At 70.5% G+C, this 26,411-nt stretch carries 25 protein-coding genes and 1 pseudogene; 10 read left to right on the forward strand and 16 right to left on the reverse strand.

What is annotated here, in order from left to right; genetic code table 11:
* Positions 1–20: 20 nt before the first annotated feature.
* Positions 21–983: a fibronectin type III domain-containing protein gene (locus tag AC07FA_RS31865; protein ID WP_479079862.1), complete on the reverse strand. Its 963-nt coding sequence runs from the start codon at positions 981–983 to the stop codon at positions 21–23.
* A gap of 161 nt (positions 984–1,144) precedes the next feature.
* Here AC07FA_RS31865 and AC07FA_RS31870 point away from each other — a divergent pair, with 161 nt between their 5' ends.
* Positions 1,145–1,750: a TIGR03086 family metal-binding protein gene (locus AC07FA_RS31870; protein WP_479079814.1), complete on the forward strand. Its 606-nt coding sequence runs from the start codon at positions 1,145–1,147 to the stop codon at positions 1,748–1,750.
* Between the two features lie 28 nt (positions 1,751–1,778).
* Here AC07FA_RS31870 and AC07FA_RS31875 read toward each other — a convergent pair whose 3' ends face one another.
* On the reverse strand, positions 1,779–2,462 hold the full coding sequence (locus AC07FA_RS31875; protein WP_479079815.1) for an alpha/beta fold hydrolase: 684 nt from the start codon (positions 2,460–2,462) through the stop codon (positions 1,779–1,781).
* 64 nt (positions 2,463–2,526) lie between these two features.
* On the opposite strand from AC07FA_RS31875, the gene AC07FA_RS31880 reads away from it, so the two are divergent.
* Positions 2,527–3,351, forward strand: coding sequence for a chitosanase (locus tag AC07FA_RS31880; protein ID WP_479079816.1), 825 nt, complete (start codon positions 2,527–2,529; stop codon positions 3,349–3,351).
* A gap of 139 nt (positions 3,352–3,490) precedes the next feature.
* Entirely contained in the window at positions 3,491–4,363 is an 873-nt protein-coding gene (locus tag AC07FA_RS31885) for a chitosanase (RefSeq protein WP_479079817.1), read from the forward strand.
* Between the two features lie 70 nt (positions 4,364–4,433).
* Here AC07FA_RS31885 and AC07FA_RS31890 read toward each other — a convergent pair whose 3' ends face one another.
* The 8 genes and pseudogenes from AC07FA_RS31890 to AC07FA_RS31925 all read right to left on the reverse strand — a co-directional run bounded on the left by AC07FA_RS31890 (position 4,434) and on the right by AC07FA_RS31925 (position 10,750).
* Complete coding sequence (locus AC07FA_RS31890) at positions 4,434–5,873, reverse strand: nucleobase:cation symporter-2 family protein (RefSeq protein ID WP_479079818.1); 1,440 nt, start codon at positions 5,871–5,873, stop codon at positions 4,434–4,436.
* A gap of 277 nt (positions 5,874–6,150) precedes the next feature.
* Positions 6,151–7,539, reverse strand: a complete 1,389-nt coding sequence (locus tag AC07FA_RS31895; protein WP_479079819.1) for an 8-oxoguanine deaminase — start codon at positions 7,537–7,539, stop codon at positions 6,151–6,153.
* 45 nt (positions 7,540–7,584) lie between these two features.
* Positions 7,585–8,112, reverse strand: a pseudogene (locus tag AC07FA_RS31900) (solute carrier family 23 protein); the annotation flags it as partial.
* Positions 8,113–8,149: 37 nt separating this feature from the next.
* Positions 8,150–9,073 (reverse strand): factor-independent urate hydroxylase, encoded by a 924-nt coding sequence (pucL, locus tag AC07FA_RS31905; protein WP_479079820.1) that lies wholly within the window; start codon positions 9,071–9,073, stop codon positions 8,150–8,152.
* A 6-nt stretch (positions 9,074–9,079) separates the two neighbouring features.
* Positions 9,080–9,469: a hydroxyisourate hydrolase gene (uraH, locus tag AC07FA_RS31910; protein ID WP_479079821.1), complete on the reverse strand. Its 390-nt coding sequence runs from the start codon at positions 9,467–9,469 to the stop codon at positions 9,080–9,082.
* Positions 9,469–9,981: a 2-oxo-4-hydroxy-4-carboxy-5-ureidoimidazoline decarboxylase gene (gene uraD, locus AC07FA_RS31915; RefSeq protein WP_479079822.1), complete on the reverse strand. Its 513-nt coding sequence runs from the start codon at positions 9,979–9,981 to the stop codon at positions 9,469–9,471. Before uraD ends, uraH begins: the two co-directional genes overlap by 1 nt.
* A 155-nt stretch (positions 9,982–10,136) precedes the next feature.
* Positions 10,137–10,514: a helix-turn-helix domain-containing protein gene (locus AC07FA_RS31920; protein ID WP_479079823.1), complete on the reverse strand. Its 378-nt coding sequence runs from the start codon at positions 10,512–10,514 to the stop codon at positions 10,137–10,139.
* A complete protein-coding gene (locus AC07FA_RS31925) occupies positions 10,511–10,750 on the reverse strand; it encodes a YkoF family thiamine-binding protein (protein ID WP_479079863.1) in 240 nt (79 codons plus the stop codon). The genes AC07FA_RS31920 and AC07FA_RS31925 overlap by 4 nt, the downstream gene beginning before the upstream one ends.
* Positions 10,751–10,928: 178 nt before the next feature.
* Here AC07FA_RS31925 and AC07FA_RS31930 point away from each other — a divergent pair, with 178 nt between their 5' ends.
* From AC07FA_RS31930 to AC07FA_RS31940, 3 genes are all read left to right on the forward strand, one after another.
* Positions 10,929–11,768, forward strand: a complete 840-nt coding sequence (locus AC07FA_RS31930) for a TIM barrel protein (protein WP_479079824.1) — start codon at positions 10,929–10,931, stop codon at positions 11,766–11,768.
* Positions 11,769–11,817: 49 nt separating this feature from the next.
* Positions 11,818–12,711 carry a 2-hydroxy-3-oxopropionate reductase gene (locus tag AC07FA_RS31935; RefSeq protein WP_479079825.1) on the forward strand — a complete coding sequence of 298 codons (894 nt, stop codon included), beginning with the start codon at positions 11,818–11,820 and terminating at the stop codon, positions 12,709–12,711.
* A gap of 191 nt (positions 12,712–12,902) precedes the next feature.
* Positions 12,903–14,360 carry a catalase gene (locus AC07FA_RS31940; protein ID WP_479079826.1) on the forward strand — a complete coding sequence of 486 codons (1,458 nt, stop codon included), beginning with the start codon at positions 12,903–12,905 and terminating at the stop codon, positions 14,358–14,360.
* A gap of 342 nt (positions 14,361–14,702) precedes the next feature.
* Here the strand turns inward: AC07FA_RS31940 and gcl are convergent, their stop codons facing one another.
* Positions 14,703–16,487 carry a glyoxylate carboligase gene (gcl, locus tag AC07FA_RS31945; protein ID WP_479079827.1) on the reverse strand — a complete coding sequence of 595 codons (1,785 nt, stop codon included), beginning with the start codon at positions 16,485–16,487 and terminating at the stop codon, positions 14,703–14,705.
* Positions 16,488–16,707: 220 nt separating this feature from the next.
* On the opposite strand from gcl, the gene AC07FA_RS31950 reads away from it, so the two are divergent.
* The 3 genes from AC07FA_RS31950 (at position 16,708) to AC07FA_RS31960 (ending at position 18,342) form a co-directional block, all read left to right on the forward strand.
* Positions 16,708–17,424 (forward strand): hypothetical protein, encoded by a 717-nt coding sequence (locus tag AC07FA_RS31950; protein WP_479079828.1) that lies wholly within the window; start codon positions 16,708–16,710, stop codon positions 17,422–17,424.
* A 61-nt stretch (positions 17,425–17,485) separates the two neighbouring features.
* Positions 17,486–18,004, forward strand: coding sequence for a GNAT family N-acetyltransferase (locus AC07FA_RS31955; protein WP_479079829.1), 519 nt, complete (start codon positions 17,486–17,488; stop codon positions 18,002–18,004).
* Between the two features lie 98 nt (positions 18,005–18,102).
* Positions 18,103–18,342, forward strand: a complete 240-nt coding sequence (locus AC07FA_RS31960; RefSeq protein WP_479079830.1) for a hypothetical protein — start codon at positions 18,103–18,105, stop codon at positions 18,340–18,342.
* A 36-nt stretch (positions 18,343–18,378) separates the two neighbouring features.
* Here AC07FA_RS31960 and AC07FA_RS31965 read toward each other — a convergent pair whose 3' ends face one another.
* Entirely contained in the window at positions 18,379–19,986 is a 1,608-nt protein-coding gene (locus tag AC07FA_RS31965; protein ID WP_479079831.1) for an AMP-binding protein, read from the reverse strand.
* Positions 19,983–21,659: an AMP-binding protein gene (locus AC07FA_RS31970; RefSeq protein WP_479079832.1), complete on the reverse strand. Its 1,677-nt coding sequence runs from the start codon at positions 21,657–21,659 to the stop codon at positions 19,983–19,985. Before AC07FA_RS31970 ends, AC07FA_RS31965 begins: the two co-directional genes overlap by 4 nt.
* Positions 21,660–21,769: 110 nt before the next feature.
* Here AC07FA_RS31970 and AC07FA_RS31975 point away from each other — a divergent pair, with 110 nt between their 5' ends.
* On the forward strand, positions 21,770–22,612 hold the full coding sequence (locus AC07FA_RS31975) for a LuxR C-terminal-related transcriptional regulator (RefSeq protein WP_479079833.1): 843 nt from the start codon (positions 21,770–21,772) through the stop codon (positions 22,610–22,612).
* 30 nt (positions 22,613–22,642) lie between these two features.
* Here AC07FA_RS31975 and AC07FA_RS31980 read toward each other — a convergent pair whose 3' ends face one another.
* From AC07FA_RS31980 to AC07FA_RS31990, 3 genes are read right to left on the reverse strand one after another with little or no spacing between them, the layout of a single operon-like run.
* On the reverse strand, positions 22,643–23,806 hold the full coding sequence (locus AC07FA_RS31980) for a winged helix DNA-binding domain-containing protein (protein ID WP_479079834.1): 1,164 nt from the start codon (positions 23,804–23,806) through the stop codon (positions 22,643–22,645).
* A 52-nt stretch (positions 23,807–23,858) separates the two neighbouring features.
* Positions 23,859–24,893, reverse strand: coding sequence for a glutathione S-transferase family protein (locus tag AC07FA_RS31985; RefSeq protein WP_479079835.1), 1,035 nt, complete (start codon positions 24,891–24,893; stop codon positions 23,859–23,861).
* Positions 24,890–26,398, reverse strand: coding sequence for an MFS transporter (locus tag AC07FA_RS31990; RefSeq protein WP_479079836.1), 1,509 nt, complete (start codon positions 26,396–26,398; stop codon positions 24,890–24,892). The genes AC07FA_RS31985 and AC07FA_RS31990 overlap by 4 nt, the downstream gene beginning before the upstream one ends.
* Between the last annotated feature and the right edge of the window lie 13 nt (positions 26,399–26,411).

The following is a 26,411-nucleotide window of genomic DNA, read 5'->3' on the forward strand; positions in this document are numbered from 1 at the left end:
GGGCGGACCTGTCGCGCGCCTCAGCCGGGCAGGACGACCGTGCGCTGGGCGGAGAAGTCGCCCCACGTGCCGTCGGGCAGTCTGGCGCGGATCTTCAGCGAGTGGCGCGTACCGGGCGGGTCGCCGAGGGTCAGGCGGTAGGTCGCGCGGCCCTTCGGCGGTGTGCCGCCCCAGACGATCGTCGTGGTCATCCTCCCGTCGAGGAAGAGCTGGTACGCGGGGATCTCGCCGCCGGTGTCGGGCTGGTCCCAGGACAGGTCGACGACCGATTCCCCGTTTTCGGCGGTCAGGGACGTCCGCAGCCCGGTGGGGGCGGTGCTCGCGGGCGCGCCCGGAGCGGACGCGGTGGTGAGGTCGACGGCGTTGCTGTCCGGCGAGGACTTCTCGGAGGCGTCACGGGCCCGGACGGTGAACGTGTAGACGGTGCCGGGGCGCAGGCCGCTCAGCCGGGCCGTGGTCTGCGTGCCCGGCACGCTGTGGATACGGGAGCCCTCCTGGTAGACGTCGTACGAGGTGACGGCCACGTCATCCGTGGAGCCGCCCCAGGACAGGGTCGCCGTCCGGCTGCCGTCGGCGGCGGCGCGCAGCTTCACCGGGGCGGTGGGCGCCTTGCCGTCGGAGGGCGCGGGGGCGGGGGTGGTGACGTGGGCGGCGGCGCTCGGCCGGGAGAGGTTTCCGGCGCCGTCACGGGCCCGGACGGTGAAGGTGTACGCCGTCGCGGCGGTCAGGCCCTCGATGTCCGTCATCCGCTCCACCGCCGCTACGGCGCCGACCTTCTCGCCCTCGCGGTAGATCTCGTACCCGGTGATCGCCTTGTTGTCGGAGGCGTGCTCCCACATGACGTGCACCGAGGTGGCGCTGCCGGCTTGAGCCGTCACCCCTCGTGGCGTCGTCGGTTTCTGCGTATCGGCGCTCGCGGTGCCGCCGCATGCGGTGAGCGCGGCAAGGAGCAGGACGGTGGAACAGGTCAACACGGCGTGCATGTGGGGGCGTTGCACGGTCCTGCCTTCCCTTCGAGAGCAATGGTCCAGACCTGTATGCCATGGTGTGGGGGTCGCCGACAAGGGGGCCGAACGGAACGTTCCGCAATGTGCCGGTGTGCGTCCCGCGATGAGTTCAGAGCGCCGCGAGAGTCTGAAGACGTATGGATACGCACAGCACGAACCGGCCCGCCCTCGATCTGAAGCCGGCCGCCGAGCAGATCCGCGCACTGCTCGGCCCCATCGACGACCGGCAGCTCAGCGGCCCGACGCCCTGCCAGGACTACGCGGTACGGGAGCTGCTCGCCCACCTCGTGGGACTGGCCACGGCCTTCCGTGACGCGGGCCGAAAGGAGCTCGGGCCCACGACCGACACCGCGCCGGACGCGGCTCGCCCGGTGCTCGGCGAGGACTGGCGCGAGGCGCTGCCGCGCCTGCTCGACGAACTGGTGGCGGCATGGCGCTCCCCCGCCGCCCGGGAAGGCATGACCCGGGCGGGCGGAGTGGATCTCCCGGGCGAGGTGGCCGGCGCGGTCGCGCTCAACGAGCTGGTCATCCACGGCTGGGACCTGGCCCGGTCGACCGGGCAGGAGTACGGGGCCGCCGAGGCGGACCTGCGCTCGTCGGAGGCGATGCTGACGCCCGAAGAGGGCGGTCCCGGCAGCGCTGACATCTTCGGACCGCCGGTCCCCGTACCGGCCGACGCGCCGCTCCTCGACCGGGTGATCGCTCTGAGCGGCCGCAGGCCCGACTGGCGGCCGGGCGGCTGACGGGGCGCGACGCCCAGCCCCTCAAGGCTCAGCTCGTGAAGAACTCGGTGATCTCGTGGGCGAGCTGATCCGCGCGCGTCTCGTGCACCCGGTGACCGCCCGCGATCGTGATCAGCCGGCAGTCCGGGATCAGGGAGGCCATCTCGGAGAGCCGTTCCTGCGGCATCGTGCTCGCCGGGCCACCCGAGATGATCATGGTCTGGGCCACGATCTCACCGAGTCCCTCCTCCCATGCGGGGTCGGGCTCGGTGAGCTGGGCCAGCACCGCGGGAACCACGTTCTCGTCGTAGTCCACCGGTCCCTCGGGGAGCGGCAGCGGGTGCTCCTCGCCGGGGAACGGCGGCGGCGTCTCCACAAGCACCAGCCGCTCCACCCGGTCCGAGTGCTCCTGCGCCAGGAGCTGGGCCACGACCCCGCCCACCGAGTGGCCGACCAGACCGACCCGGTCGATCTCGCACTCGTCGAGGAATCCGACGACGTCCTCACACATCTGCTCGAACGCGTACTCGTCCGGCCAGTCGCTCTCCCCGTGTCCCCGCAGGTCCAGGGCGTACACCCGCCACTCGGCGCCGAGCAGTCCGCCGAGCGCCTCCCAGTTCGCGGCGGAGCCGCCGAGCCCGTGCAGCAGGACGACCGGCGAGCCGAACGGGTCACCCCAGGTCCGGTACGCCAACCGCACATCGCCGACATCCACAACAGACTGATCTTCCATGCCCCTGACGCTACAGCGCCCGGACGCCCCCGGACTCCCGGCCCCGGCCTGGCACCCTTGACGCGTGAAGCACACCGTTCGCTCCCTGACCGCATCCGCCGTCCTCGCCGCCGCCGCGGCCGTCGCCGTACTGACCGGCTGTTCCGGACCCGGCGGCTCCGCCCCGGAGACCGGCCTCGACGATCCGGCGAAGAAGCAGCTCGCCATGCAGCTGGTCTCCAGCGCGGAGAACTCCACGCTCGACTGGAAGGCGCAGTACCGGTACATCGAGGACATCGGCGACGGCCGCGGCTACACCGCGGGGATCATCGGCTTCTGCTCCGGGACCGGCGACATGCTCGCCGTGGTCGAGCGGTACGCGAAGGCCCGGCCCGGAAATCCGCTGGAGCGGTATCTGCCCGCACTGCGCGCCGTGGTGGGCAGCGACGCGCACACCGGGCTCGGCCGCCCGTTCACCGAGGCGTGGGCGAAGGCCGCCGCGGACCCGGCCTTCCGGTCGGCGCAGGACGCGGAGCGTGACCACTCCGCCTTCGACCCGGCGGTCGAACGGGCGAAGGGCGACGGTCTCAGCGCCCTGGGTCAGTTCATCTACTACGACGCGTATGTGATGCACGGTCACGGCGACACGGACGGCTCGGTCGGCTTCACCACGATACGGCGCCAGGCGCTCGCGAAGGCCGATCCGCCCGCGCGGGGCGGTGACGAGGAAACGTATCTCCACGCCTTCCTCGATGCCCGCGTGGAAGCGATCCGCAAGGAGCCGTCCCACACCGACACCAGTCGCGTGGAGACCGCCCAGCGCGTGTTCGTACGCGAGGGCAGGCTCCAGCTGGAGACTCCGCTGCGGTGGCGCGTATACGGCGAGAGCTACCGCGTCGACGGGGACTGAACCTCCGGGGCCGGGCGCACGGGGCATCGGACTGATCGCCGGTTCCTCTTCGGCACAGGGGTATGCCTCGCGCTTCCCACGCTGGTAGTAAAGCTTCCTAACAGAAGAAGGGCATGGCGAACTCCCCTCTGGAGGACAGGTGCACAACCCCCACAACGGCACCGCACGTCGCACCACCCGACTCACCCGCCCCCTCGGCTTCGCGGTCCTGGCGCTCGGCCTTACGCTGACGGCGACCCCCATGACCGCTCACGCCGACGGGGCCCCCACCGCGTCGGCCGCACACCACCAGGAGGCCGCCGCGACCGGGCTCGACGACCCCACGAAGAAGGACATCGCGATGCGGCTGGTGTCCAGCGCAGAGAACTCCACGCTGGACTGGAAGGCGCAGTACCGGTACATCGAGGACATCGGCGACGGCCGCGGCTACACCGCGGGCATCATCGGCTTCTGCTCCGGCACCGGCGACATGCTCGGCCTGGTCGAGCTGTACACGCGGCGCGAGCCCGGCAACGTACTCGCGAAGTACCTGCCCGCCCTGCGCGAGGTGGACGGCACCGACTCCCACGAGGGGCTCGACCCGGGCTTCCCGCGGGACTGGGCCAGGGCCGCGTCCGACTCCGCCTTCGAGCGGGCGCAGAACGACGAGCGCGACCGGGTCTACTTCGACCCGGCCGTCCGGAGGGGCAAGGCCGACGGGGTCGGCACGCTCGGGCAGTTCGCGTACTACGACGCCCTCGTCATGCACGGCGACGGCGGCGACAGCGCGAGCTTCGGCTCCATCCGCGAGAGGGCCCTCTCGAAGGCGAGGCCCCCGTCGCAGGGCGGCGACGAGGTGACGTACCTCAACGCGTTCCTGGACGCCCGGGTCCGGGCGATGAAGCAGGAGGAGGCCCACTCGGACACCAGCCGGGTGGACACCGCCCAGCGGGTCTTCCTGAGGAACGGCAATCTGGACCTGGACCCGCCGCTCGACTGGAAGGTGTACGGCGACAGCTTCCACATCGGCTGACTCCGTCCCGGTAACACCTGTGGCGCGTACGGCGGTCGCCGTACGCGCCACAGCGCGGTGCGGGGCGGGGTCAGTGCACGGCCACCGGCGCCGCGCCCTTCGACGCCTGCTCCGGACCCGCCGCGTCCTGCGGCTCCGGGCCGGTGTCCGGCGTGCGGCCGAAGTGGTTGAAGGCCAGGTTCAGGAGGATCGCCACCACACAGCCCGTGGAGATGCCCGAGTCGAGGACGACGAGCAGGTCCTCCGGGAACGCGTGGTAGAACTCCGGCGCGGCGATCGGTATCAGTCCGATGCCGACGGACGCCGCGACGATCAGGGCGTTCTCGCCCTTCTCCAGGGCGGCGGTGGCCAGGGTCTGGATACCGCTCGCGGCGACCGAGCCGAACAGCACGATGCCGGCGCCGCCGAGTACCGGCAGCGGCACGATCGCGATGACGGAGGCGGCGACCGGGACGAGGCCGAGCAGGATCAGAATGCCGCCGCCCGCGGCGACGACGAACCGGCTGCGGACCTTCGTCATGGCGACGAGTCCGATGTTCTGTGCGAACGCGCTGCACATGAATCCGTTGAACAGCGGGCTGATGGCACTGCCGAGGGTGTCGGCGCGCAGTCCGCCCTCGATGGTCCGCTCGTCCGCCGGACGGTCGACGATCCGGCCGAGGGCGAGCATGTCCGCGGTGGACTCGGTCATGCAGACCAGCATCACGATGCACATCGAGACGATCGCGGCGATCTCGAACTGCGGGGCACCGAAGTGGAACGGAGTGGGGAAGCCGACCACGTCGGCGTCCTTGATGGGGGCGAAGTCGGTGATGCCGACGGGTATGGCGATCAGTGTGCCGATGACCAGTCCGAGCAGGATCGCGATCTGCTGGAGGAAGCCGCGCAGCAGTTTGCGCAGGGCCAGCACGATCGCGAGGGTGACGGCGGCCATGGTGATGTTGGTCATCGAACCGTAGTCGTCCGCCGTGGAGTTGCCGCCCTGGGACCAGTTGAAGGCGACCGGCAGGAGCGAGACACCGATCAGGGTGATCACGGTGCCGGTGACCACGGGCGGGAAGAAGCGGACCAGCTTGCAGAAGTACGGGGCGAGTACGAATCCGAGGAGGCTCGCGACGATGATCGCGCCGAAGATGACGGCGATCCCCTCGTGACCCCGGTCCTTGCCTATCGCCACCATCGGCGTCACACCAGCGAACGACACACCGTTGACGAACGGCAGGCGGGCGCCGATGCGCCAGAAGCCGAGGGTCTGCAGGAGCGTGGCTATGCCCGCGGTGAAGAGGCTCGCCCCCATCAGGAAGGCGGTCTCCTTGGCGGTGAGGCCCACGGCGGGCCCCACGATCATGGGCGGGGCGACCACCCCGGCGTACATGGCGGCCACGTGCTGGAGGCCGCTGGTGAACATCTTCAGGGGCGGGAGGGTCTCGTCGACCGGGTGTTTCCGGCCGGTTCCTGCGACTGCGACTGCGTCATGTGCTTCATTGCGAAACCTGGGCTTAGCGGCCACGGCGGTTCCTCCGGTCGGGTACACGTCACGGCGACGTGGGTGTCAGGGAGGTGGTGCGGAGTGGTGCGTGGTGCAGGTGCTTCGTTGCATGAGCTGTGTTGCATGTGCTTCGTGATGCGGGTGGGGTGCCCGGGCAGCGCTCATCACCGGTCCGGGGGCGCGCACATAGGGTGCGCGCCCTCCGGACCGGCTGCCGTGGACCCCGCTCGGGTCCACGGCGGCCGGACGAGGGCCGTCCCCCTCGGCCGGCCGGTTCAGGGGGTGCCGTCGCCGGGCGTCAGGCTCCGGCGGCGATCTGCGCGAGGCGGCGGGCCTCGTCGCGGGTGTCACGTGCGATGGCGTCCTCGTCCACCGTGATCAGGTGGTTGCCCTCGACGACCGGCTTGCCGTCGACGAGGGAGAGCGTCACGGGGGCCGCGGCGCCGAAGACGAGCGCGGTCACCGGGTCGGCGATGGAGGCGTGGGCGAGGGTGTCCAGCTTCCACAGGACGAGGTCGGCGAGCTTGCCCGCCTCCAGGGAGCCGATCTGGTCGGCGCGGCCGAGGACCTGGGCGCCGCCGTACGTACCGAGCCGCAGGGCCTGGCGGGCGTTCAGCGCCTTCTCGCGGTGGGCGCCGAGGCGGTTGATGAGGAGGGCGTTGCGCAGTTCGGTGTGGAGCTCGCCGGACTCGTTGGAGGCCGTGCCGTCGACGCCGAGGCCGACCGGGATGCCCGCGGCGAGCATGTCGGGCACCCGGGCGATGCCCGCGGCGAGACGGGCGTTGGAGGACGGGCAGTGCGCGACGCCCGTTCCCGTACGGGCGAAGGCGGCGATGTCGGAGTCGTTCATGTGGACGCAGTGCGCCATCCACACGTCGTCGCCGAGCCAGCCGGTCGACTCGAAGTAGTCGGTGGGGCCCATCCCGAACAGCTCCTTGCAGAACTGCTCCTCCTCGACGGTCTCCGAGCCGTGGGTGTGCAGCCGCACGCCCTTGCGGCGCGCCAGCTCGGCCCCCTGCCTGAGCAGTTCGGTCGAGATGGAGAACGGGGAGCAGGGGGCCACGGCGACCTGGGTCATCGAGTCGAACGAGGCGTCGTGGTGGGCGTCGACGGTCGCCTCGGTGCCGGCGAGGGCGCCTTCGAGGGTCTCCACCGCGAAGTCCGGCGGCAGCCCGCCGTCCTTCTCGCTGCGGTCCATGGACCCGCGGGCGAGGGTGAACCGTACGCCCATGTCGCGGGCCGCCCCGATGATGGCGCCGGAGAGGTCGCCGGAGCCCTTGGGGTGGACGTAGTGGTGGTCCATCGCCGTGGTGACACCGCCGCGGGCCATCATGGCGAGCGAGCCCTGCGCCGCGGCGCGGACCATCGGCTCGTCGATGCGCGCCCAGGTCGGGTAGAGCGCGACCAGCCAGTCGAAGAGGTTGTGGTCGGTCGCGATCCCGCGGGTGATCCACTGGTAGAAGTGGTGGTGGGTGTTGACCAGGCCGGGCGTGACGAGATGTCCCGTGCCGTCGATGCGGCGTACGACGCCGGCGAGGCCCTCCGGTGCCTTGCCCGCGCCGACGGACTCGATGCGGTTGCCCGCCACGACGACGTGCCCCGAGGCGTACTCGGTGTCGTGGGCGTCGACGGTCGCGATCGAACAGTTCTCGATGACGATGCGCTGAGGGTCTGCCGAAGCTGCCATGGTGCTTCCTTCTTCTCTCATCGGCGATGTGGGCACGGCAGGACCCTAGGAGGATTTGAGTGCCACAGCGGTGCGGCTGTGGGTGCCGAGATGGTGGAAGAACAGGTTGAGCAGGACCGCGACGAGCGCGCCCGCACTGATTCCGGAGCCGAGCACCGTCTGTGCCCAGGAGGGGAATCCCGCGTAGAAGGCGGGCGCGGCGAGCGGGATGATGCCCGCGCCGAGCGCCACCGCGACGAGGATGATGTTGGAGCTGTCGTCGAGGCCGGCTTCGGAGAGCGTACGGATGCCGCTCACGGCGATGGAGCCGAACAGGACGATGCCCGCGCCGCCGAGCACGGGCATCGGGACGAGCGAGACGACGGCGCCGAGGACCGGGAACGCGCCGAGGACCAGCAGGGCGCCGCCCGCGGCGGCGACGACGTAGCGGCTGCGTACCTTCGTCAGCGACACCACGCCGACGTTCTGGGCGAAGGCGCTCGTCGGGAAGCCGCCGAAGACCGGGCCCAGCAGGGTGGCGATGCCGTCCGTGCGCAGGCCGCGGGTGATGGTGCGGCCGTCGGTGGGCCGCTCGCCGCTGTGGACGGGCGGGGGCCGGTTCAGTGCCGCGTCAGAGGTTGGTCATGTCGACGGGGATCTTCGGCTGGACGCCGTCCCGGAGCACGGTCGCCTCGATGAGGCCGTACGGGCGGTCCGCCGCGAAGTAGACCTCGTTGTCGTTCTTGAGGCCGAACGGCTCCAGGTCCACCAGGAAGTGGTGGTTGTTCGGCAGCGAGAAGCGGATCTCGTCGATCTCGCTGCGGCTGTTGATGACCCGCGAACCCATCTGGTAAAGGGTCTGCTGGAGCGAGAGGGAGTACGTCTCGGCGAACGCCTGGAGCATGTGCTTCTTCGCCTGCTCGTACGACTTCTCCCAGTTGGGCATCCGCTGGTCGTCGCTGGTCCAGTTGTAACGCCAGGCGGCCGACACGTCGGTGCACAGGACGCGGTCGTACGCCTCCTTGAGCGTCGTGTACCTGTCCTTGACGTACCCCCAGAACTCCGAGTTGGTGGAGTTCATGACGGTGAGCTCCTTGAGACCGGAGATGATCTCCCAGTTCTCGCCGTCGAAGGTGATCTGGGTGGTGCGCAGCTCCTGGCCCTTGCGGGCGAAGGAGTGGTTGACCTCGTCGGCTCCGATGAACTTCGAGTTGCCGTCCGAGGTCGCGATGCGCTCCCAGGCGTACTCCTCGATCCGGATGCGCGCGACCTTGATCGGCTCCTGCGAGGTCACGAAGTGGCGGGCGAGGTGGATGCCGAACTGCTCGGCGGACTCGATGCCGTACTCCTTGGCGAACGCGTACACCGTGTTCTTGGTGGTGTCCGTCGGCAGGACGTTGGCGTTGGAGCCGGAGTAGTGGACGTCGTCCATGTCGCCGGAGAGGGCGACGGAGACGTTCAGGTCCTTGATGTGGTGGGTGTCGCCGTCCCGCGTGATCCTGACGACGCGGTTCTCTGCTTTGCCGTACTGGTTCTGGCCGAGAATCGTGGGCATTGTCTGCTAGCTCCCTCGGTAAACGGAGTAGCCGAACGGGTTGAGCAGCAGCGGTACGTGGTAGTGCTCGCCCGGGTCGACGGCGAAGGTGATCGCCACTTCCGGGAAGAACGCACCGCTGTCCCTTACGCGGGGGGCGTCCTGCTGCGCCTCGGCTTGCTTCTTCGTGAAGTACGGCTCGACCTCGAAGTCGAGCCGTACGTGGGTGGTGCCTTCCGGCGGCGCCGGCAGGTCCTTGCAGCGCCCGTCCGCGTCGGTGGCGGATCCGCCCAGAGCCACCCACTCGCCGGTGAGGCCCGTGCGGGCCGCGAGCGAGATGGCGACACCCTCGGCGGGGCGTCCGATGCTGGTGTCCAGGATGTGCGTGGACACCGAAGCGGTGGTGGCGGTGCTCATCAGTCCTTGTCCTCTTCCACGAGACGGGTCAGCCGGATGCGGTTGATCTTGCCCAGTTCGGTGCGCACGATCTCGCGCTCCTGCTCGGGCGAGTTCTCGATCCGGGTCTTCACCGCGTCGCGCATCTGCTCACCGGTGGCGCCGGTGGCGCAGATCAGGAAGACGTGTCCGAACCGCTCCTGGTAGGCCAGGTTCAGTTCGAGCATCTCGTTCCTGAGTTCCTCCGAGGCGCCGGCCATGCCCCGCTGTTCACGGGCGGAGGCCGGGTCCCCGGGCTTCGGGCGGCCGATCGGGGGATGACCGGCCATGGCTTCGGCCAGATCCTCCGCCGAGAGGTCGGCCATGGCGGCGTCGCTCGCGGAGAGAAGGTCTTCCACCGTGGTGTAGGGGCGCCGGGAGACGATGACACTTCCCCAGGCCGCACTGGCACACACCTCGTGCAGCGCGGCGGTGGCCTCGCTGCCCGCCAGGGTGTTGAACCGGGCGAGGCCCGGTGTGGAGCTCGAAGTCACGGGAGCCTCCGTGGCTGTTTTTCGCTGTGCGTTGTTCGGGCTGCGGATAGCTAACGCCCTCCGCAACACGACGTCAACACTTTGTTGAAATCTCGCGAACAGAGAAAGCCGCCGTCCCGGCATCCGGACGGCGGCTTTCCCCACGCTTGGATCAACTACTCGGCCTTGGCGGCATTTTCCCGGTTCAGGTAGTTGTAGACGGTGAAGCGGCTGACCCCCAGCGCGCCCGCCACGGTCTCCACGCCATGCCGTACGGAGAAGGCACCGCGTGCCTCCAGGGCCCGCACGACGGACTGCTTCGTCTTGCGGTCCAGGTCGCAGAGCGGCATCCCGTGCCGCCGCTCCATCGCGGCCAGGATGTGATCGAGCGAGTCGGAGAGCTGCGGAAGGCGTACGGCTATCACGTCCTCCCCCTCCCAGGCGAGCACCACGTCGTCGGCCGCCGCCCGCTCGGGGGCCAGCAGCTCCGCGCCCATCGCATCGACGAGCGGCTTCACGGCGCTGACCAGGGGGTGATCGGCCGGTTCGGTCACTGCGCCTCCTCCCCGATCACATTGACCTGGAGGGACACCCGGGTGGCGCCGGAGGCCAGGGCCTTGCGCAGCAGCGAGTCGACCGCGGTGAGCACCTGGTCCGCTCCCCCTTCCGCGGTATTGCCGAAGGGGCCGACGTCCACGGCGTCCAGCTCGGCGCTCTGGATGACCTCGCGGGCCACCACCGCGTGGGCGGGCGCCTCGTCCAGGTCGAAGGGCTCGGTGGTGAATTCCACCCTCAAGCGCACTCTGCCTCCCTCATGCTCTCGCCGCGGCGGTGTTCCCCGCGGCCCGGCCTCGACCTTAGCCGCCCCCGATTTTCGGGCACCCCCTTGACAGCCTCGCCCCTCCTTGTGCAATCTTCCGTTAAGCAGAAACTAACTTCCGCAATACGGAAGGAGCGCCGAACCCATCATGGGATACCCGGACCAGCGCTTCGATGTGAACCTTTCGATCCTCTTCACGGAACTCCCGCTCCTGGAGCGTCCCGCGGCTGCCGCCGCGGCGGGCTTCACGGCGGTCGAGCTGTGGTGGCCCTGGATCGAGACCCCCACCCCCGAGCAGGCCGAGCTCGACGCCCTGAAGAAGGCGCTCGACGACGCGGGCACCCAGTTGGTGGGGCTCAACTTCTACGCGGGGCAGCTGCCCGGCCCCGACCGCGGCGCGCTCTCCGTGCCCGGTGAGGAGTCGGACCGCTTCCGCGCCAATATCGAGGTGGCGGCCGACTTCGCCGCCTCGGTCGGCTGCACGGCGCTCAACGCGCTGTACGGCAACCGCGTCGACGGCGTGGACCCGGCCGTACAGGACGAACTCGCCCTGGAGAACCTGGTCCTGGCCGCCCGCGCGGCGGACCGGATCGGGGCGGTCCTCCTGATCGAGACCCTGAACGAGCCGGAGTCGCCGCGGTACCCGCTGGTGAGCGCACCGGCCGGCGTCGAGGTCGTCGACAAGGTCAACGCGGCGACGGGCCTGGGGAACGCGAAGTTCCTGCTGGACCTGTACCACCTGTCCATGAACGGCGAGGACCTCAGCCAGGTGATCAAGGCGTACGCCGGGAGGACCGGCCACGTCCAGATCGCCGACAACCCCGGGCGCGGCGCGCCCGGCACCGGCTCGCTCCCGCTGGAGCGGCTCCTCGACGAGCTGGCCGTGGCCGGTTACGACGGCTGGGTCGGCCTGGAGTACAAGCCGGGCGACCGGCCGAGCGCCGAGTCGTTCGCGTGGCTCCCGGAAGAGACCCGGGCGGCCCGCTGAGGGGCGTCGCACTCCCCCTCGTACACCCGCTTTTCAGGAAGGCACCCTCATGAGCAACAACCTCCCCAAGGTCGCGTGGATCGGGCTCGGCATCATGGGCTCCCCCATGTCCGAGAACCTGGTCGAGGCCGGGTACGACGTCACCGGTTACACCCTGGAGCAGGACAAGGTCGACCGGCTGGTCGCGGCGGGCGGCAAGGGCGCCTCCTCGATCGCCGAGGCGGTCAGGGACGCCGACGTCGTCATCACGATGGTGCCCGCGTCCCCGCACGTCGAGGCCATCGCCTACGGCCCCGAGGGCATCCTGGAGAACGCCAGGTCCGGCGCCCTGCTGATCGACATGTCGTCGATCACCCCGCAGACCTCCGTGGACCTCGCGAAGAACGCGAAGGACAAGGGCATCCGCGTCCTGGACGCCCCGGTGTCCGGCGGCGAGGCCGGGGCCATCGAAGCCGTACTGTCGATCATGGTCGGCGGCGAGCAGGCCGACTTCGACGCCGCGCAGCCCATCCTGCGGGCCCTCGGCAAGACCATCGTGCTCTGTGGTCCGCACGGCTCGGGCCAGACGGTGAAGGCGGCCAACCAGCTGATCGTCGCGGTCAACATCCAGGCGTGCGCCGAGGCCGTGGTCTTCCTGGAGAAGTCCGGCGTCGACCTCGCGGCCGCGCTCGACGTCCTCAACGGCGGACTGGCCGGCTCCACCGTGCTGACCCGCAAGAAGGACAACTTCCTCAAGCGGGACTTCGCGCCGGGCTTCCGGATCGATCTCCACCACAAGGACATGGGCATCGTCACGGACGCCGCCCGCAACGTCGGCGCCGCGCTGCCCGTCGGCGCCGTCGTGGCCCAGCTGGTCGCGTCCCTGCGTGCGCAGGGCGACGGCGGCCTGGACCACTCGGCCCTGCTCCGCTCCGTCGAGCGTCTCTCCGGCGAGCAGGTCTGACACCCGCCCCCTCACCGGGGGCCCCTGAACTCCGGGTCGTGGTGGCGCTGACACCTGTCCTGTCGCGCCCAGGCGTCACCGCGGCCCGGAACCACATACTTCGTTTTCAACAAACTGTTGACGCGCTGTTCATGGCGAACCTACGCTCCTCAAGCCGTCAACAGCTCCAGCATGGAAGGTCATCCCGCCACATGGCTAAGCGTGTCCTCACGACCGAGTCAGGCGCTCCGGTCGCCGACAACCAGAACTCCGCCACCGCCGGCGTCGGTGGGCCGATCCTCCTTCAGGACCAGCACCTGCTGGAGAAGCTCGCACGCTTCAACCGTGAGCGCATCCCGGAGCGCGTGGTCCACGCCCGCGGCTCCGGCGCGTACGGCTACTTCGAGGTGACGGACGACGTCACCGGCTTCACCCGCGCCCACTTCCTGTCCGAAGTGGGCCGCCGCACCGAGACGTTCATCCGTTTCTCGACGGTCGCCGACTCCCTCGGTGGCGCCGACGCCGTACGCGACCCGCGCGGCTTCGCCCTCAAGTTCTACACGGACGAGGGCAATTACGACCTGGTCGGCAACAACACCCCGGTGTTCTTCATCAAGGACCCGATCAAGTTCCCCGACTTCATCCACTCGCAGAAGCGCGACCCGTTCACGGGCAAGCAGGAGCCGGACAACGTCTGGGACTTCTGGGGCAACTCCCCCGAGGCCACACACCAGGTGACCTGGCTGATGGGCGACCGCGGCATCCCCGCCTCGTACCGTCACATGAACGGCTTCGGCTCGCACACCTACCAGTGGACGAACGCGCAGGGCGAGGGCTTCTTCGTCAAGTACCACTTCAAGACGAACCAGGGCGTCCGCTCGCTCTCCGCCGAGCAGGGCGCGGAGCTCGCGGGCAAGGACGCCAACTCGCACCAGACGGACCTGCTCCAGGCCATCGAGCGCGGGGTGAACCCGTCCTGGACCCTGTACGTGCAGATCATGCCCACGGCGGAGGCCGCGGACTACCGCTTCAACCCGTTCGACGTCACCAAGGTGTGGCCGCACGGTGACTACCCGCTCCAGCGGGTGGGCCGGCTGGTCCTGGACCGCAACCCGGACAACGTGTTCGCCGAGGTCGAGCAGGCGGCGTTCTCCCCCAACAACTTCGTGCCCGGCATCGGTCCCTCGCCGGACAAGATGCTCCAGGGCCGGCTGTTCGCCTACGCGGACGCGCACCGGTACCGCCTGGGCGTCAACCACACCCAGCTGCCGGTCAACGCGCCCAAGGGCGCGCCCGCGGACAACTACGGGCGGGACGGTCTGATGGCCACCCGCAACGGCTCGCGCCACGACAAGAACTACGAGCCCAACTCGTACGCCGGTCCGGCGCAGACCGACGAGGCGCTCGCGGCCCCGCTCGCCGTCCACGGCTGGACCGGCACGCACGAGGCGCCGGCCCACACCAAGGACGACGACTTCTTCCAGGCGGGCGAGCTGTACCGGCTCATGTCCGAGGACGAGAAGGGCCGGCTGATCGCCAACATCGCGGGGGGCCTGTCGCAGGTCACGCGCGACGACGTGATCGAGAAGAACCTCGCCCACTTCCACGCCGCCGACGCCGACTACGGCAAGCGCGTGGAGGAGGCCGTCCGCGCCCTGCGCGAGGACTGACCTCCACCCCATGAGCCCTGCCCGTGCCCGTGTACCCGGATGAGGGGTTGTACGCGGCACGGGCAGGACGAGGCCGCGGCGGCTGTGCGATGCCAGTGCGGTGGTGAAGGTGCCGGCGCGCGTCCGCTGACCTGAAGCGGACGCCCGTGCCGGGCCGATCGCCGCCGCCGCGGCCCCTGTTCGCCCATTGCCGGGGCGCGGAGTACGGATACGGTCCCGTACTCCGCGCCCCTTTGTGTGTGTCCTCGACCGCCGGCCGGGCCGGCGGTCGAGGGCATCCTTGCGGGCAACGCAGCGGCCCCCTCCCGGGCGATCGGGAGGGGGCCGCTCACGTGGTTGCGGTCAGGACACCGTCAGCGCGCGGATCGCCGTCGGCGCGTGCCCCGGCTCCGTCGCCACGTCCTCGAACTCGTTGACGGACGCGATGTCCGTACCGCTCATCGAGATGTTCGTGACCCGCTCCAGGATCGCCTCGACCACCACCGGCACCCGGAACTCCGCCGCCAGCTTCTTCGCCTCCTCCAGGGCGGGAAGCAGCTGGTCCGGCTCCGTGACCCGGATCGCCTTGCAGCCCAGGCCCTCGACGACCTTGACGTGGTCCACGCCGTAGACGCCCAGCTCGGGCGAGTTGATGTTCTCGAACTCCAGGTTGACCTGGAAGTCGATGTCGAAGTTGCGCTGCGCCTGCCGGATGAGCCCCAGGTAGGAGTTGTTCACCAGGACATGGACGTACGGGATGTGGTGCTGCGCGCCCACCGCCAGCTCCTCCAGCATGAACTGGAAGTCGTAGTCGCCCGACAGCGCGACGACCTGGCCCTCCGGGTCCGCGGTGGCGACACCCAGCGCGGCCGGGATCGTCCAGCCCAGCGGACCGGCCTGGCCGCAGTTGATCCAGTGGCGGGGCCGGAACACGTGCAGCATCTGCGCACCCGCGATCTGCGAGAGGCCGATCGTCGTGACGTACCGGGTCTCCGGGCCGAACGCCCGGTTCATCTCCTCGTACACGCGCTGCGGCTTCAGCGGCACGTTGTCGAAGTGTGTCCGGCGCTGCAGCGTGGCCTTGCGCTCCTGCGTGGACGCGGCCCAGGCGGAGCGGTCCTTCAGCGTGCCGGCCGCCTTCAGTTCGCGTGCCACCTCGACGAAGAGCTCCAGCGCCGCCTTCGCGTCGGACGCGATGCCGAGGTCCGGGGCGAAGATCTTGCCCAGCTGGGTGGGCTCGATGTCGACGTGGACGAACGTACGGCCCTTGGTGTAGACGTCCAGCTTGCCGGTGTGCCGGTTGGCCCAGCGGTTGCCGATGCCGAGGACGAAGTCGGACTCCAGGAAGTTCGCGTTGCCGTAGCGGTGCGACGTCTGGAGGCCGACCATGCCCGCGTTGAGCTCGTGGTCGTCGGCGATGATGCCCCAGCCCATCAGGGTCGGGACGACCGGGACGCCGGTCAGCTCCGCGAACTCGACCAGGAGTCCGGAGGCGTCGGCGTTGATGATGCCGCCGCCCGCGACGAGCAGCGGACGCTCGGACGCGTTCAGCATCTCGATCGCGCGCTCGATCTGCTTGCGGGAGGCGGCGGGCTTGTTGACCGGCAGCGGCTCGTACAGCTCGGGGTCGAACTCGATCTCGGTGAGCTGCACATCGATCGGCAGGTCGATGAGGACGGGACCCGGACGGCCGGAGCGCATCAGGTGGAAGGCCTGCTGGAAGACTCCGGGGACCTGGGCGGCCTCCAGGACGGTCGTCGCGGCCTTGGTGACCGGCTTGGCGATCGACGCGATGTCGACGGCCTGGAAGTCCTCCTTGTGCAGCACCGCGGTCGGGGCCTGGCCGGTGATGCAGAGGATCGGGATCGAGTCGGCGATGGCGGAGTACAGACCGGTGATCATGTCGGTGCCCGCGGGCCCCGACGTACCGATGCAGACGCCGATGTTCCCCGCGGCGGCGCGGGTGTAGCCCTCTGCCATGTGGGACGCGCCCTCGACGTGCCGGGCGAGGGTGTGGTGCACCCCGCCGGATGCCTTGAGGGCGGCGTAGAACGGGTTGATCGCCGCACCCGGCACGCCGAACGCGTTCGTGACGCCTTCGCGCTTGAGGATCTCAACTGCCGCTCGGGCAGCGGTCATACGACTCATTGAGTGCTCCTGCTCGGATTTGGTGGAGTCGGGCTCTGTCGCGCCACCTGAGAGCACCAATTCCGTATTACGGAAGTTTAGTTCTGCTATACGGAATCAATCTAAGGTGCGGCCGGACCGCAGTCAAGGGAGGCAAGTGCGCGAAGTCGCCCCCGGAACCCTCGCTCCTGGTAGACCATGGGAGTACGGAGAGCAGCAGGGGGACCGGAGGGGGACCGTCGTGGAATCCGTGCCGGTGCGCTGCCCGGTCTGCCGTCGCGACCACGCCTACATCACCCCGGTCTATCCGTGTCCCTGCGGCGCCCCCACCGCCCCGCACCTGCTGCGCGGCGCCCCGGCGGAGCCGATCACCCACCGCACGTGGAACGACGACTGGGTGACGGTGCGCTGCGCGGGCTGCGGGCGCCGCGACCAGTGGCCGCATCCGGAGCTGTGCTGCCCGTGCGGGACCGTGCTCCGCATCCCCGTCCGGCCGCTGACGGCACGCGCCCCCGCCCCGCCCGCCGCAACGGCCGGCCCGGCCCACATCCCGCTGCCGCGTACGGCCGCGCACCCTCGCCCTGCGTTCCGGCCGATGACGATCCGCACCGCACGCGACGCGGTCGCCGCCGCCGCGCTCTATCTGTCGTGGCTGGGCTACCGCGAGGTGGCGCAGACCCCTGTGCGCCCCTCGTCCCGGATGGACATACGTGCCGCCGGGCTGATCGCCCAGGTCGACTCCACGACCACCCCGACCGTCCTGCGCGATGTCGAATGCCTCTGGCTGAACGCACTGAACGCCTCGGTCACCGGAGTCTTCTTCTCGCTGGCCGGATACGCGCCGGACGCGCGGAGCCGCGCGGACGGCCTCGCCCTCCCCCTGTTCGTCATGGACCTCACGGGCACACCGCAGCCGGTCAACAGTCCGGCGGACGAACTGCTCAGCACCGGCGCCTGAATCCGGCCGCTCCCGCTACGGACCGTTCCCCGCCACGGGCACCGCTCGCCATACTGAAGCCATGCGTATCCGCCCCGCCCGGCGCTCCGAACTGCCCCTTCTCCAGGACATCGAACGCGCCGCAGGCGAACCGTTCCGCATCCTCGGCATGTCGGCCGTCGCGGACGACGATCCGCCGCCGCTCGGCCTGCTGGAGAGCTACCGCCGGGCCGGCCGCTCGTGGGTGGCCACGGAATCCCCGGCTCCGGCCGCCGGGCAGCCGCTCGGCTATCTGCTCGCCGACCCGGTCGACGACGCGGCACACATCGAGCAGGTCTCGGTCGTGCCCACGGCCGCCCGCCGCGGCATCGGCCGCGCCCTCATCGACCATCTCGGGCAGTGGGCGCGGGCCCAGCACCTGCGGGCCCTCACGCTGACCACGTTCACCGACGTCCCGTGGAACGCCCCCTACTACAGCCGCCTCGGCTTCCGGACACTCACGGAGGACGAACTCACCGACGGTCTGCGTGCCATCCGGGCGCTGGAGAAGGAACACGGCCTGGACCGGTGGCCGCGGGTGTGCATGCGGCGCGAGCTGTGAACCGCCACCGGAGCGGGCATGGACGATAAACAGTCACGTCCGTCACAACGGGCCCGTATGTTCGGTGCGTTGTCAGTGGTGGGACGTAGAGTGAGCACATGGCCTTAACTCCTCGGCTTCCACGCCCGTTCAGCCCCCCGCACACCACGCCCGCCATGCCCGCCCCGCAGCCGACGACCCCGTCCGCAGCCGAGGCGAACGAGGCGATACGCGCGCTGGTGGACGCACGGGCCGGACAGGACTGGTCGTCCGTGGAGTCCGCGGCGTACGAGGTGCTGCTGATCGAGTGGGCCGCGGCGACCCAGGGCCTCGGCTCCGACATCATCGAGGCCGCCTGATCCGGACCCGCCCGGACGAGACGGCCCCGTGACGGACTACGCGCCGTAGGTCTCCCGCAGCTCGATCTTCCGGACCTTCCCGCTGACGGTCATCGGGAAGGCGTCCAGGACCTCCAGCCGCCGGGGGATCTTGTAGTGCGCGAGGCGCTCCCGGCAGTAGGCCGTGACGTCCTGGAGGGTCGGCGGATCGGCCGGGTCCCGGGCGATGACGCAGGCCAGGATCTCCTCGCCGTAGGTGGCGTCCGGCACGCCCACCACCTGTACGTCGGCGATCTTCGGATGGGCGTAGAGGAACTCCTCGATCTCCCGCGGGTACACGTTCTCGCCGCCCCGGATGATCATGTCCTTGATCCGGCCGACGATCCGGACGTAGCCGTCCTCCCTCATCTCGGCGAGGTCCCCGGTGTGCATCCAGCGTCCGGCGTCGATCACCTCGGCCGTCCGCGCGGGCTGCTCCCAGTAGCCGAGCATCACGCTGTAGCCGCGAGTGCACAGTTCGCCCGGCTCACCGCGCGCCAGGGTCACACCCGTCGCCGGGTCGACCACCTTCACCTCGACGTGCGGCATCACCCGGCCGACCGTGCCCGTGCGGCGCTCCAGATCGTCGTCGCGGCGGGTCTGGGTGGAGACCGGTGAGGTCTCCGTCATCCCGTAACAGATGGACACCTCCGCCATGTGCATCTCGGCGACCACCCGCTTCATCACCTCCACCGGGCAGGGAGATCCGGCCATGATGCCGGTGCGCAGCGAGGAGAGGTCGTACGAGGCGAAGCCGGGCAGGTCCAGCTCCGCGATGAACATGGTGGGCACGCCGTACAGCGAGGTGCAGCGCTCCTGCTGCACGGCCGCGAGCACCGCCGCGGGCTCGAAGGCGGGCCCGGGGATCACGACGCAGGCCCCGTGCGAGGTGGCCGCGAGATTCCCCATCACCATGCCGAAGCAGTGGTAGAAGGGCACGGGCAGGCAGATCCGGTCCGCCTCCGTGTAGGCGATCATCTCGCCCACGAAGTAGCCGTTGTTGAGGATGTTGTGGTGGGAGAGCGTGGCTCCCTTCGGGAAGCCCGTGGTGCCCGAGGTGTACTGGATGTTGATCGGGTCGTCGCAGGACAACCCGGCCTCACGCACCGCCAGCTGCTCCGCCGTGACGGTGTCCGCCGCGGCGGTCAGCTCGTCCCACGACGGATCGCCGATGTAGTGGACGGCCCGCAGCGAGGGGCAGTCGGCGCGGACCTGGCCGACCAGGGCCCGGTAGTCGCTCGTACGGTGGGAGAGCGAGGCGACCAGGAGCGAGATCCCGGCCTGGTTGATCACGTACTCCAGCTCGTGCGCCCGGTAGGCGGGGTTGATGTTGACCATGACCGCGCCGATGCGGGCCGTGGCGTACTGGACGAGCACCCACTCCGGGCAGTTGACGGCCCAGATGCCGACCCGGTCGCCCTTGGCCACGCCCGCCGCCATCAGCCCGCGGGCCAGCTCGTCCACGTCGGCGCCGAAGCGGGCGTACGTCCAGCGCCGCCCGGAGGCCACGTCGACCAGTGCCTCGCGTTCCGGGAAGGCACCGACCGCCCGGTCCAGACTGGACCCGATGGTGTCGCCGAGGAGCGGCGTGCTCCCGGTGCCGTGCGCGTACGACAGCTCGTTCACCGCAGGTCCCCTTCGTCGAACTCGGTGCCCGTCCCCTGGGCGGTGCGCTCGCGGAGCTCGATCCGGCGGATCTTGCCCGAGACGGTCTTCGGCAGGTCGGCGAACTCCAGCCGCCGGATGCGCTTGTACGGGGCGAGAACCGCCCGCGAGTGCGCGAACAGCACCTTCGCGGTGTCCGGGCCGGGCTCCCAGCCCTCCGCGAGGACGACGTACGCCTTCGGCACGGCGAGCCGGACCGGGTCGGGGGCGGGCACGACGGCGGCCTCGGCCACCGCCTCGTGCTCCAGCAGGGCGCTCTCCAGCTCGAACGGGGAGATCTTGTAGTCGGATGCCTTGAACACGTCGTCGGCGCGGCCCACGTAGGTGATGTAGCCGTCCTCGTCCCGGGAGCCGATGTCGCCGGTCCGGTAGTAACCGCCCGCCATCGCCTCGGCCGTGCGGTCCGGGTCACCGTGGTAGCCGGTCATCAGGCCGACCGGGGCGGCCGACAGATCGAGGGAGATCTCGCCCTCGGCGGCGCCGGGTTCACCGGAGACCGGGTCGAGGAGCACGACCTTGAATCCGGGACTGGGGCGGCCCATCGAACCGGCCTTCAGCAGCTGGCCGGGGGTGTTGGCGACCTGGACCGCCGTCTCCGTCTGGCCGAAGCCGTCGCGGATCGTGACGCCCCATTCCCGCCGGACGGTCTCGATGACCTCCGGGTTGAGCGGCTCGCCGGCCGCGACCACCTCGCGCGGCGGTGTCCTGAGCTGCGAGAGATCGGCCTGGATGAGCATCCGCCACACGGTGGGCGGCGCACAGAAGCTGGTCACGCCCGAGCGGTCCATCTCCGCCATCAGCCGTCCCGCGTCGAACCGGGTGTAGTTGAAGATGAAGACCGTGGCCTCCGCCGTCCACGGCGCGAACAGGTTCGACCAGGCGTGCTTGGCCCAGCCGGGCGAGGAGATGTTGAGGTGGACGTCACCGGGCTTGAGCCCGATCCAGTACATCGTCGACAAGTGGCCCACGGGGTAGGAGACATGGGTGTGTTCGACGAGTTTGGGCTGGGCGGTGGTACCGGAGGTGAAGTAGAGCATCAGCGGTTCGTCGGCTTCGGTCCTCCGGTCCGGCACGAAGTCCGCGGGCTGCTCGTCCGCGCCGCTGTAGGAGAGCCACCCGTCGACCTCGCCGCCCACGGCGATCCGGGTGTAGTCGCCGGGCACCTCGTCGAACTTCGGCGCGTCCTCCGCCCGCACGAGGACATGCCGGACCCGGCCGCGCCCGACGCGGTCACGCAGATCGGCGGGGCCCAGGAGCGGAGTGGCGGGGATGACGACGGCGCGCAGTTTCATCGCGGCGAGGGCCGTCTCCCACAGCTCGGCCTGGTTGCCGAGCATGACGAGGATGCGGTCGCCCTCGCGCACGCCCTGGGCCTTCAGCCAGTTCGCGGCACGGTTGGACCGGGCCGACATCCGCGCAAAGGAGACCTCGGTGCGGCGGCCGTCCTCCTCGACGATGTGCAGGGCGGTGCGGTCGTTGTCCTGGGCGATGACGTCGAACCAGTCCAGCGCCCAGTTGAAGTGCTCGGACCGGGGCCAGCTGAAGCCCTCGTACGCGCGCGCGTAGTCCTCACGGTGTTCGAGCAGAAAGTCCCGGGCGGCCCGGAACGTCTCCGTGGCGCTGGTTGCCGACATGTGCCCTCCTCATTGCGGACCGGACCGGTCGCTTAACATCATGTAAACAGTGACCCAGATCTCACCACCCCCGAACGGGGGTGGAGTCGGACGGGGCGGAGGGCTTCGGCGTGCCGGAACCGGGCGAGGCGGTCGAGATGCAGTCCGCGCTTCTGCGGCTGCGCCGCACCAGCGGACTTCCCGTCGTCTTCGGCGGTCTGCTCCACGATGTGCGCCACGCCAGGATCGTCGAGCTGAACGGGGCGCAGACGGCCGCGCTGCGCGGTCTCGTGATCTCGGCGGGCAGCGGGCTCGGCGGCAAGGCGATCGCGCTGTCACGGCCCTGCGCGGTGACGGACTACCCCTCGTCGCGGCACATCAGTCACGAGTACGACACGGCGGTGGCGGCGGAGGGCCTGCGCTCGGTCGTCGCGGTGCCCGTCGTCGTACGCCGGAAGGTGCGCGGCGTGCTGTACGGGGCGCTGCGCGAACCGCTCACCCTCGGGGACCGTACGTTCGCGGCGGCGGTTTCCGCGGCCCGCGATGTGGAACAGGCGCTGGTCGTACGGGACGAGGTGCAGCAGCTCCTCGCGACCACCCGGGAGCGGGTGACCGACCCCGGGACGCCCCCGGGTTCCTGGGAACACGTCCGCGAGGCGCACCAGGAGCTGCGGGCGCTGGCCCCGAAGATCCTCGACCCGGCGCTGCGCGGGGAACTGCTCGCGGTCTGCGGGCGGCTGGCCTCGGCGACCGGGGCGCGCGTCCCGGCGGCCCGCGGGGTGCAGCTGGCGCCCCGTGAGGTGGACGTCATCACCTGTGTGGCGACGGGCGCGACGAACGCGGTGGCGGCGGACCGGCTCGGCCTGCGGCCCGAGACGGTGAAGGGCTATCTGCGCTCCGCGATGCGCAAACTGGGCGCGCACACGCGCCTCGAAGCGGTGGTGGCGGCCCGCCGGGCGGGGCTGCTGCCCTAGGACTTCCTGAAGCCCGGTGAACGTGTCCGGTCACCGCACTGGACGGTCGCCGGGCGGGCCCTGGTCGCCGAAGTCGACGAACGAGGCGAACCGGACGTCGTACGTGGTCGCTTCGGTCATGACGGAGAGCATCGAGGCCGCCTCCCGCGTGATGTCCTCGCGCTCCGCGCCGCTGATCCTGCCGAGTGCCTGCACCGTGACCGTCGCGGTGTCCTCGGGCGTGCCGGCGGTCTTCTCCAGCCGCCAGATCGCGGCGAGGAAGCCGTCGACGAGGAGGCTCCCGTACGCCTGGTTCCCCTTGCCGTTGCGCCCCTTGAACGCCGGCGGGATGACGCGGGAGCGGTCGGCGTGGCCGAGCAGCACGTTGTCGAACTCCGGGAGGAAGCGCGGCGGGGCCGGGGTGTCCGGGTCCGGGAGCGGTGCGTCGGGGAGGTCGAAGAGCTCGACGCCGTTCTCGTCGCGGAAGGTGCGGAGCCGGGGCCGCAGCCGCTCGAACGCCTCGCGCAGCCGGGTCAGTCCGGCCCACATCTGCATGTCCTTCACCGAGGCGGGGCCGAAGGCGGCGAGGTAGCGCAGCACGGTCCCGTCGGGTGCGGGAACCGGCTCCGACGGGCGGCCCAGCCAGTGTTCGGCTGTCGTCAGCGCGACCTGCCCGCCGCGCCCCCACAGCCCGCGCGGGGTGACCTGGACGAGGGGCAGGCGGCAGCGGGCGGCGACCGCCAGGGCCTGCGGATAGGCGTCCGGCCAGTGGCCGAGCAGGGCGTCGCGGAGCTCCTTCATCGTGCGGGGGCGCTCCTCGACGAGCTCCTTGCAGATCTCCGCGAGCCGGTCGAGGTCCACACCGGCGAGCCCGGACCGGAAGATCTTCAGTTCCCGTTCGCGCGCGCCCTGGACGAGGGGGCGCAGGGTGAGCGCGTCGTCCGCGGTGTGGGTGTGGATGGTGGAGCGGAGGGTGACGATACGGACCACGTCCCGGGACTCCATCAGCGCCGAGAGATGGGCGGGCCGGAAGCCGTCGAGGCGGGCGTGGAGCTGGTAGTACGGGGGCTTGGTGTTCTGGGCCTGGAGTCCGATGAGATGCCCGACCGCCTCCTTCGCCGGCATGGCGCTGCGGCGCAGGAGCAACTGGCGTTCCAGTGTCGCGCGGTTGAGCGCGCGGCTGGAGAGCACGGGAGGGTTCGTCTTCGCGGCCATGTACGGCACGCTACGCGGCATCGCGGACACCCTCTGTCCGCAACCCGGTCCGTCACGGAGCCGGAACCTCCTCGCCCGGCGGCACCGGCCCCGGAGCGGTGCCGTCGCCGAACGGGCGGCCGCCCAGCTCCTCTCGGTGGTGCGGGGCCCGCCAGCCGGACGGATCGGGGCCGAGCGGCACGATGCCGGTGGGGTTGATCCCGGTGTGCACCCGGTAGTAGTGCTGCTTGATGTGGCCGAAGTCGACCGTGTCGCCGAATCCGGGTGTCTGGTAGAGGTCACGGGCGTAGGCCCACAGGACGGGGTCCTCGGACAGCTTCGACCGGTTGCACTTGAAGTGTCCGTGGTAGACGGCGTCGAAGCGCACCAGCGTGGTGAACAGCCGGATGTCCGCCTCCGTGATCGTGTCCCCGACCAGATAGCGCCGGTCCGCCAGACGGTCCGACACGAGGTCGAGACGGCGGAACACGTCGGTGTACGCGGCTTCGTATTCGTCCTGGCCGCTGGCGAACCCGGCGCGGTAGACCCCGTTGTTGACGTCCCGGTAGATGCCCTCCATGACCTCGTCGATCTCCTCGCGGAGCCGTTCGGGATAGAGGTCGGGGGCGCCGTCCCTGTGCAGCGCGGACCACTCGGTGGCAAGGTCCAGGGTGATCCGCTGGTAGTCGTTGGTGACGAGCCGGCCGCTCGGTACGTCCACGAGCGCGGGCACACTGACCCCGCCGGGATAGCCGTGCTCCCGTGCGTCGTACGCCTCGCTCAGGAAGCGGATGCCGAGGACCGGGTCCCTGCCGCCCTCGTCCAGGGTGAAGCGCCAGCTGCGGTCGTCCTGGACGGGGTCCGCGACGGCGAGCGAGAGGGCGTTCTCCAGGCCGAGGAGACGCCGCGAGACCAGGGCCCGGCTCGCCCAGGGGCAGGCACGGCTGACGACCAGCCGGTAGCGGCCCGCCTCCACCGGCCAGCCGTCGCGCCCGTCGGCCGTGACGCGGTCCGCGAAGTGACTGCGGGACCGTTTGAAGGGCTTGTGGCCGTACGAGGTGTTCCCGTCGGTTTCCTGGTCGGTGGACCCGGTGGTGTCGTGGTTCATGGCTCGCTTCTCCCTGCGTCGACGGATTCCCGTGTACGGCTCCTGCCCCGTCGCGCGATCCCCACGTCGGCGAGGGCGACGACCAGAGCCGCCAGGACGAAGGCGACCGAGACGAGGAGCCCGTGGTCGTAGGCGGTGGCCCAGCCGTCCGGGCCCACTTGCGCGAAGAACACCGCGCCGACCGCGGCGATACCGATCGCGGACCCGACGCGCTGACCGGTCTGGAGGGTTCCCCCGGCGCTGCCCGCGGTGGCCACCGGCACTTCGGAGAGCGTGAGGGTCTGGTTCGGCGCGATGACCAGGCCGCTGCCGAGTCCGGCCAGCAGCAGAGGCGCGGCCATCGCCCATCCCGCGTTCGTCCCCGGCACCAGGTGAACGGCGAGCGCGGTGAGCGCGAGACCGGCCGCCACCATGGTGAGGCCGACGACGACGAGGGGCCGCCCGAAGCGGCCGACCAGCCGGCCGCCGATACTCGCGGCGAAGCCCGAGCCCAGGGCGAACGGGGTGATGGCGAGCCCCGCCTCAAGGGCCGTGTAGTCCCGGCCCGACTGGAGGTAGAGGGTGGTGACGAAGAAGATCGAGGTGAACCCCGCGAAGTACAGCAGGATCAGCAGACAGCCGAGCCAGTAGGACCGCAGCCGGAAGAGGGAGAGATCCAGGACCGGTTGCGTCGAGCGCGTACCGCACCGGGACTCCCAGCCGACGAACGCGGCGAGCAGCGCCGCCGCCAGGACCAGCAGCAGCCATTTGCCGTTGCCCGGCCACTGCTGTGCCTGCACGAAGGGCAGCAGCAGCGCCAGTACGGCCGCGCCGAGGAGCAGGACGCCGACCGGATCGAGGTCACGCGCCCGTACCGGGCCCGCCGACGGGGTGTCCGGGAGCAGCCGCCTGGCCAGCAGAAGACAGGCGATACCGAGCGGCAGATTGACGTAGAACACCCAGCGCCAGCCCTCGGCCGCCCCGGCCACCTGGATCAGCAGGCCGCCGAGGAGTGGCCCCACGGCCGTCGAGATGCCGACGACGGTGCCGAACATGCCGAAGGCACGGCCCCGCTCGCGGCCGGAGAACATCTGCTGGATGAGCGCGGAGATCTGCGGCGAGATCAGCGCGCCCGCGGCGCCCTGGGCCAGTCGGGCGATCACCAGCCAGAGGCTGGACTGGGCGGCGCCGCAGGCGGCGGACGCCAGCGTGAACAGGGCGAGCCCCGCCATGAACACCGCCCGCCGGCCACGGGCGTCGCCGAGGCGTCCGGCGGGGATGAGGAAGAGGCCGAACGCGAGCGCGTAGCCGGACAGCACCCACTGGAGATCGGACTCGGGGGTGTCGAGGCCCTCCTTGATGGACGGCAGCGCCACATTGACGATGGACACGTCCAGCAGGGTCATGAAACCGGCCACCAGACAGACGGCGAGCGCCTGCCAGCGACGGGGATCGGGTGCCCCGGAACCCTGGGTGTCCGCACCAGGACCGGAGCCCGCTCCCCGGTGCGCCGCGCTCTCTGCCATGCCTCGCACCCTA

This window comes from Streptomyces sp. NPDC045968 (assembly GCF_056430475.1).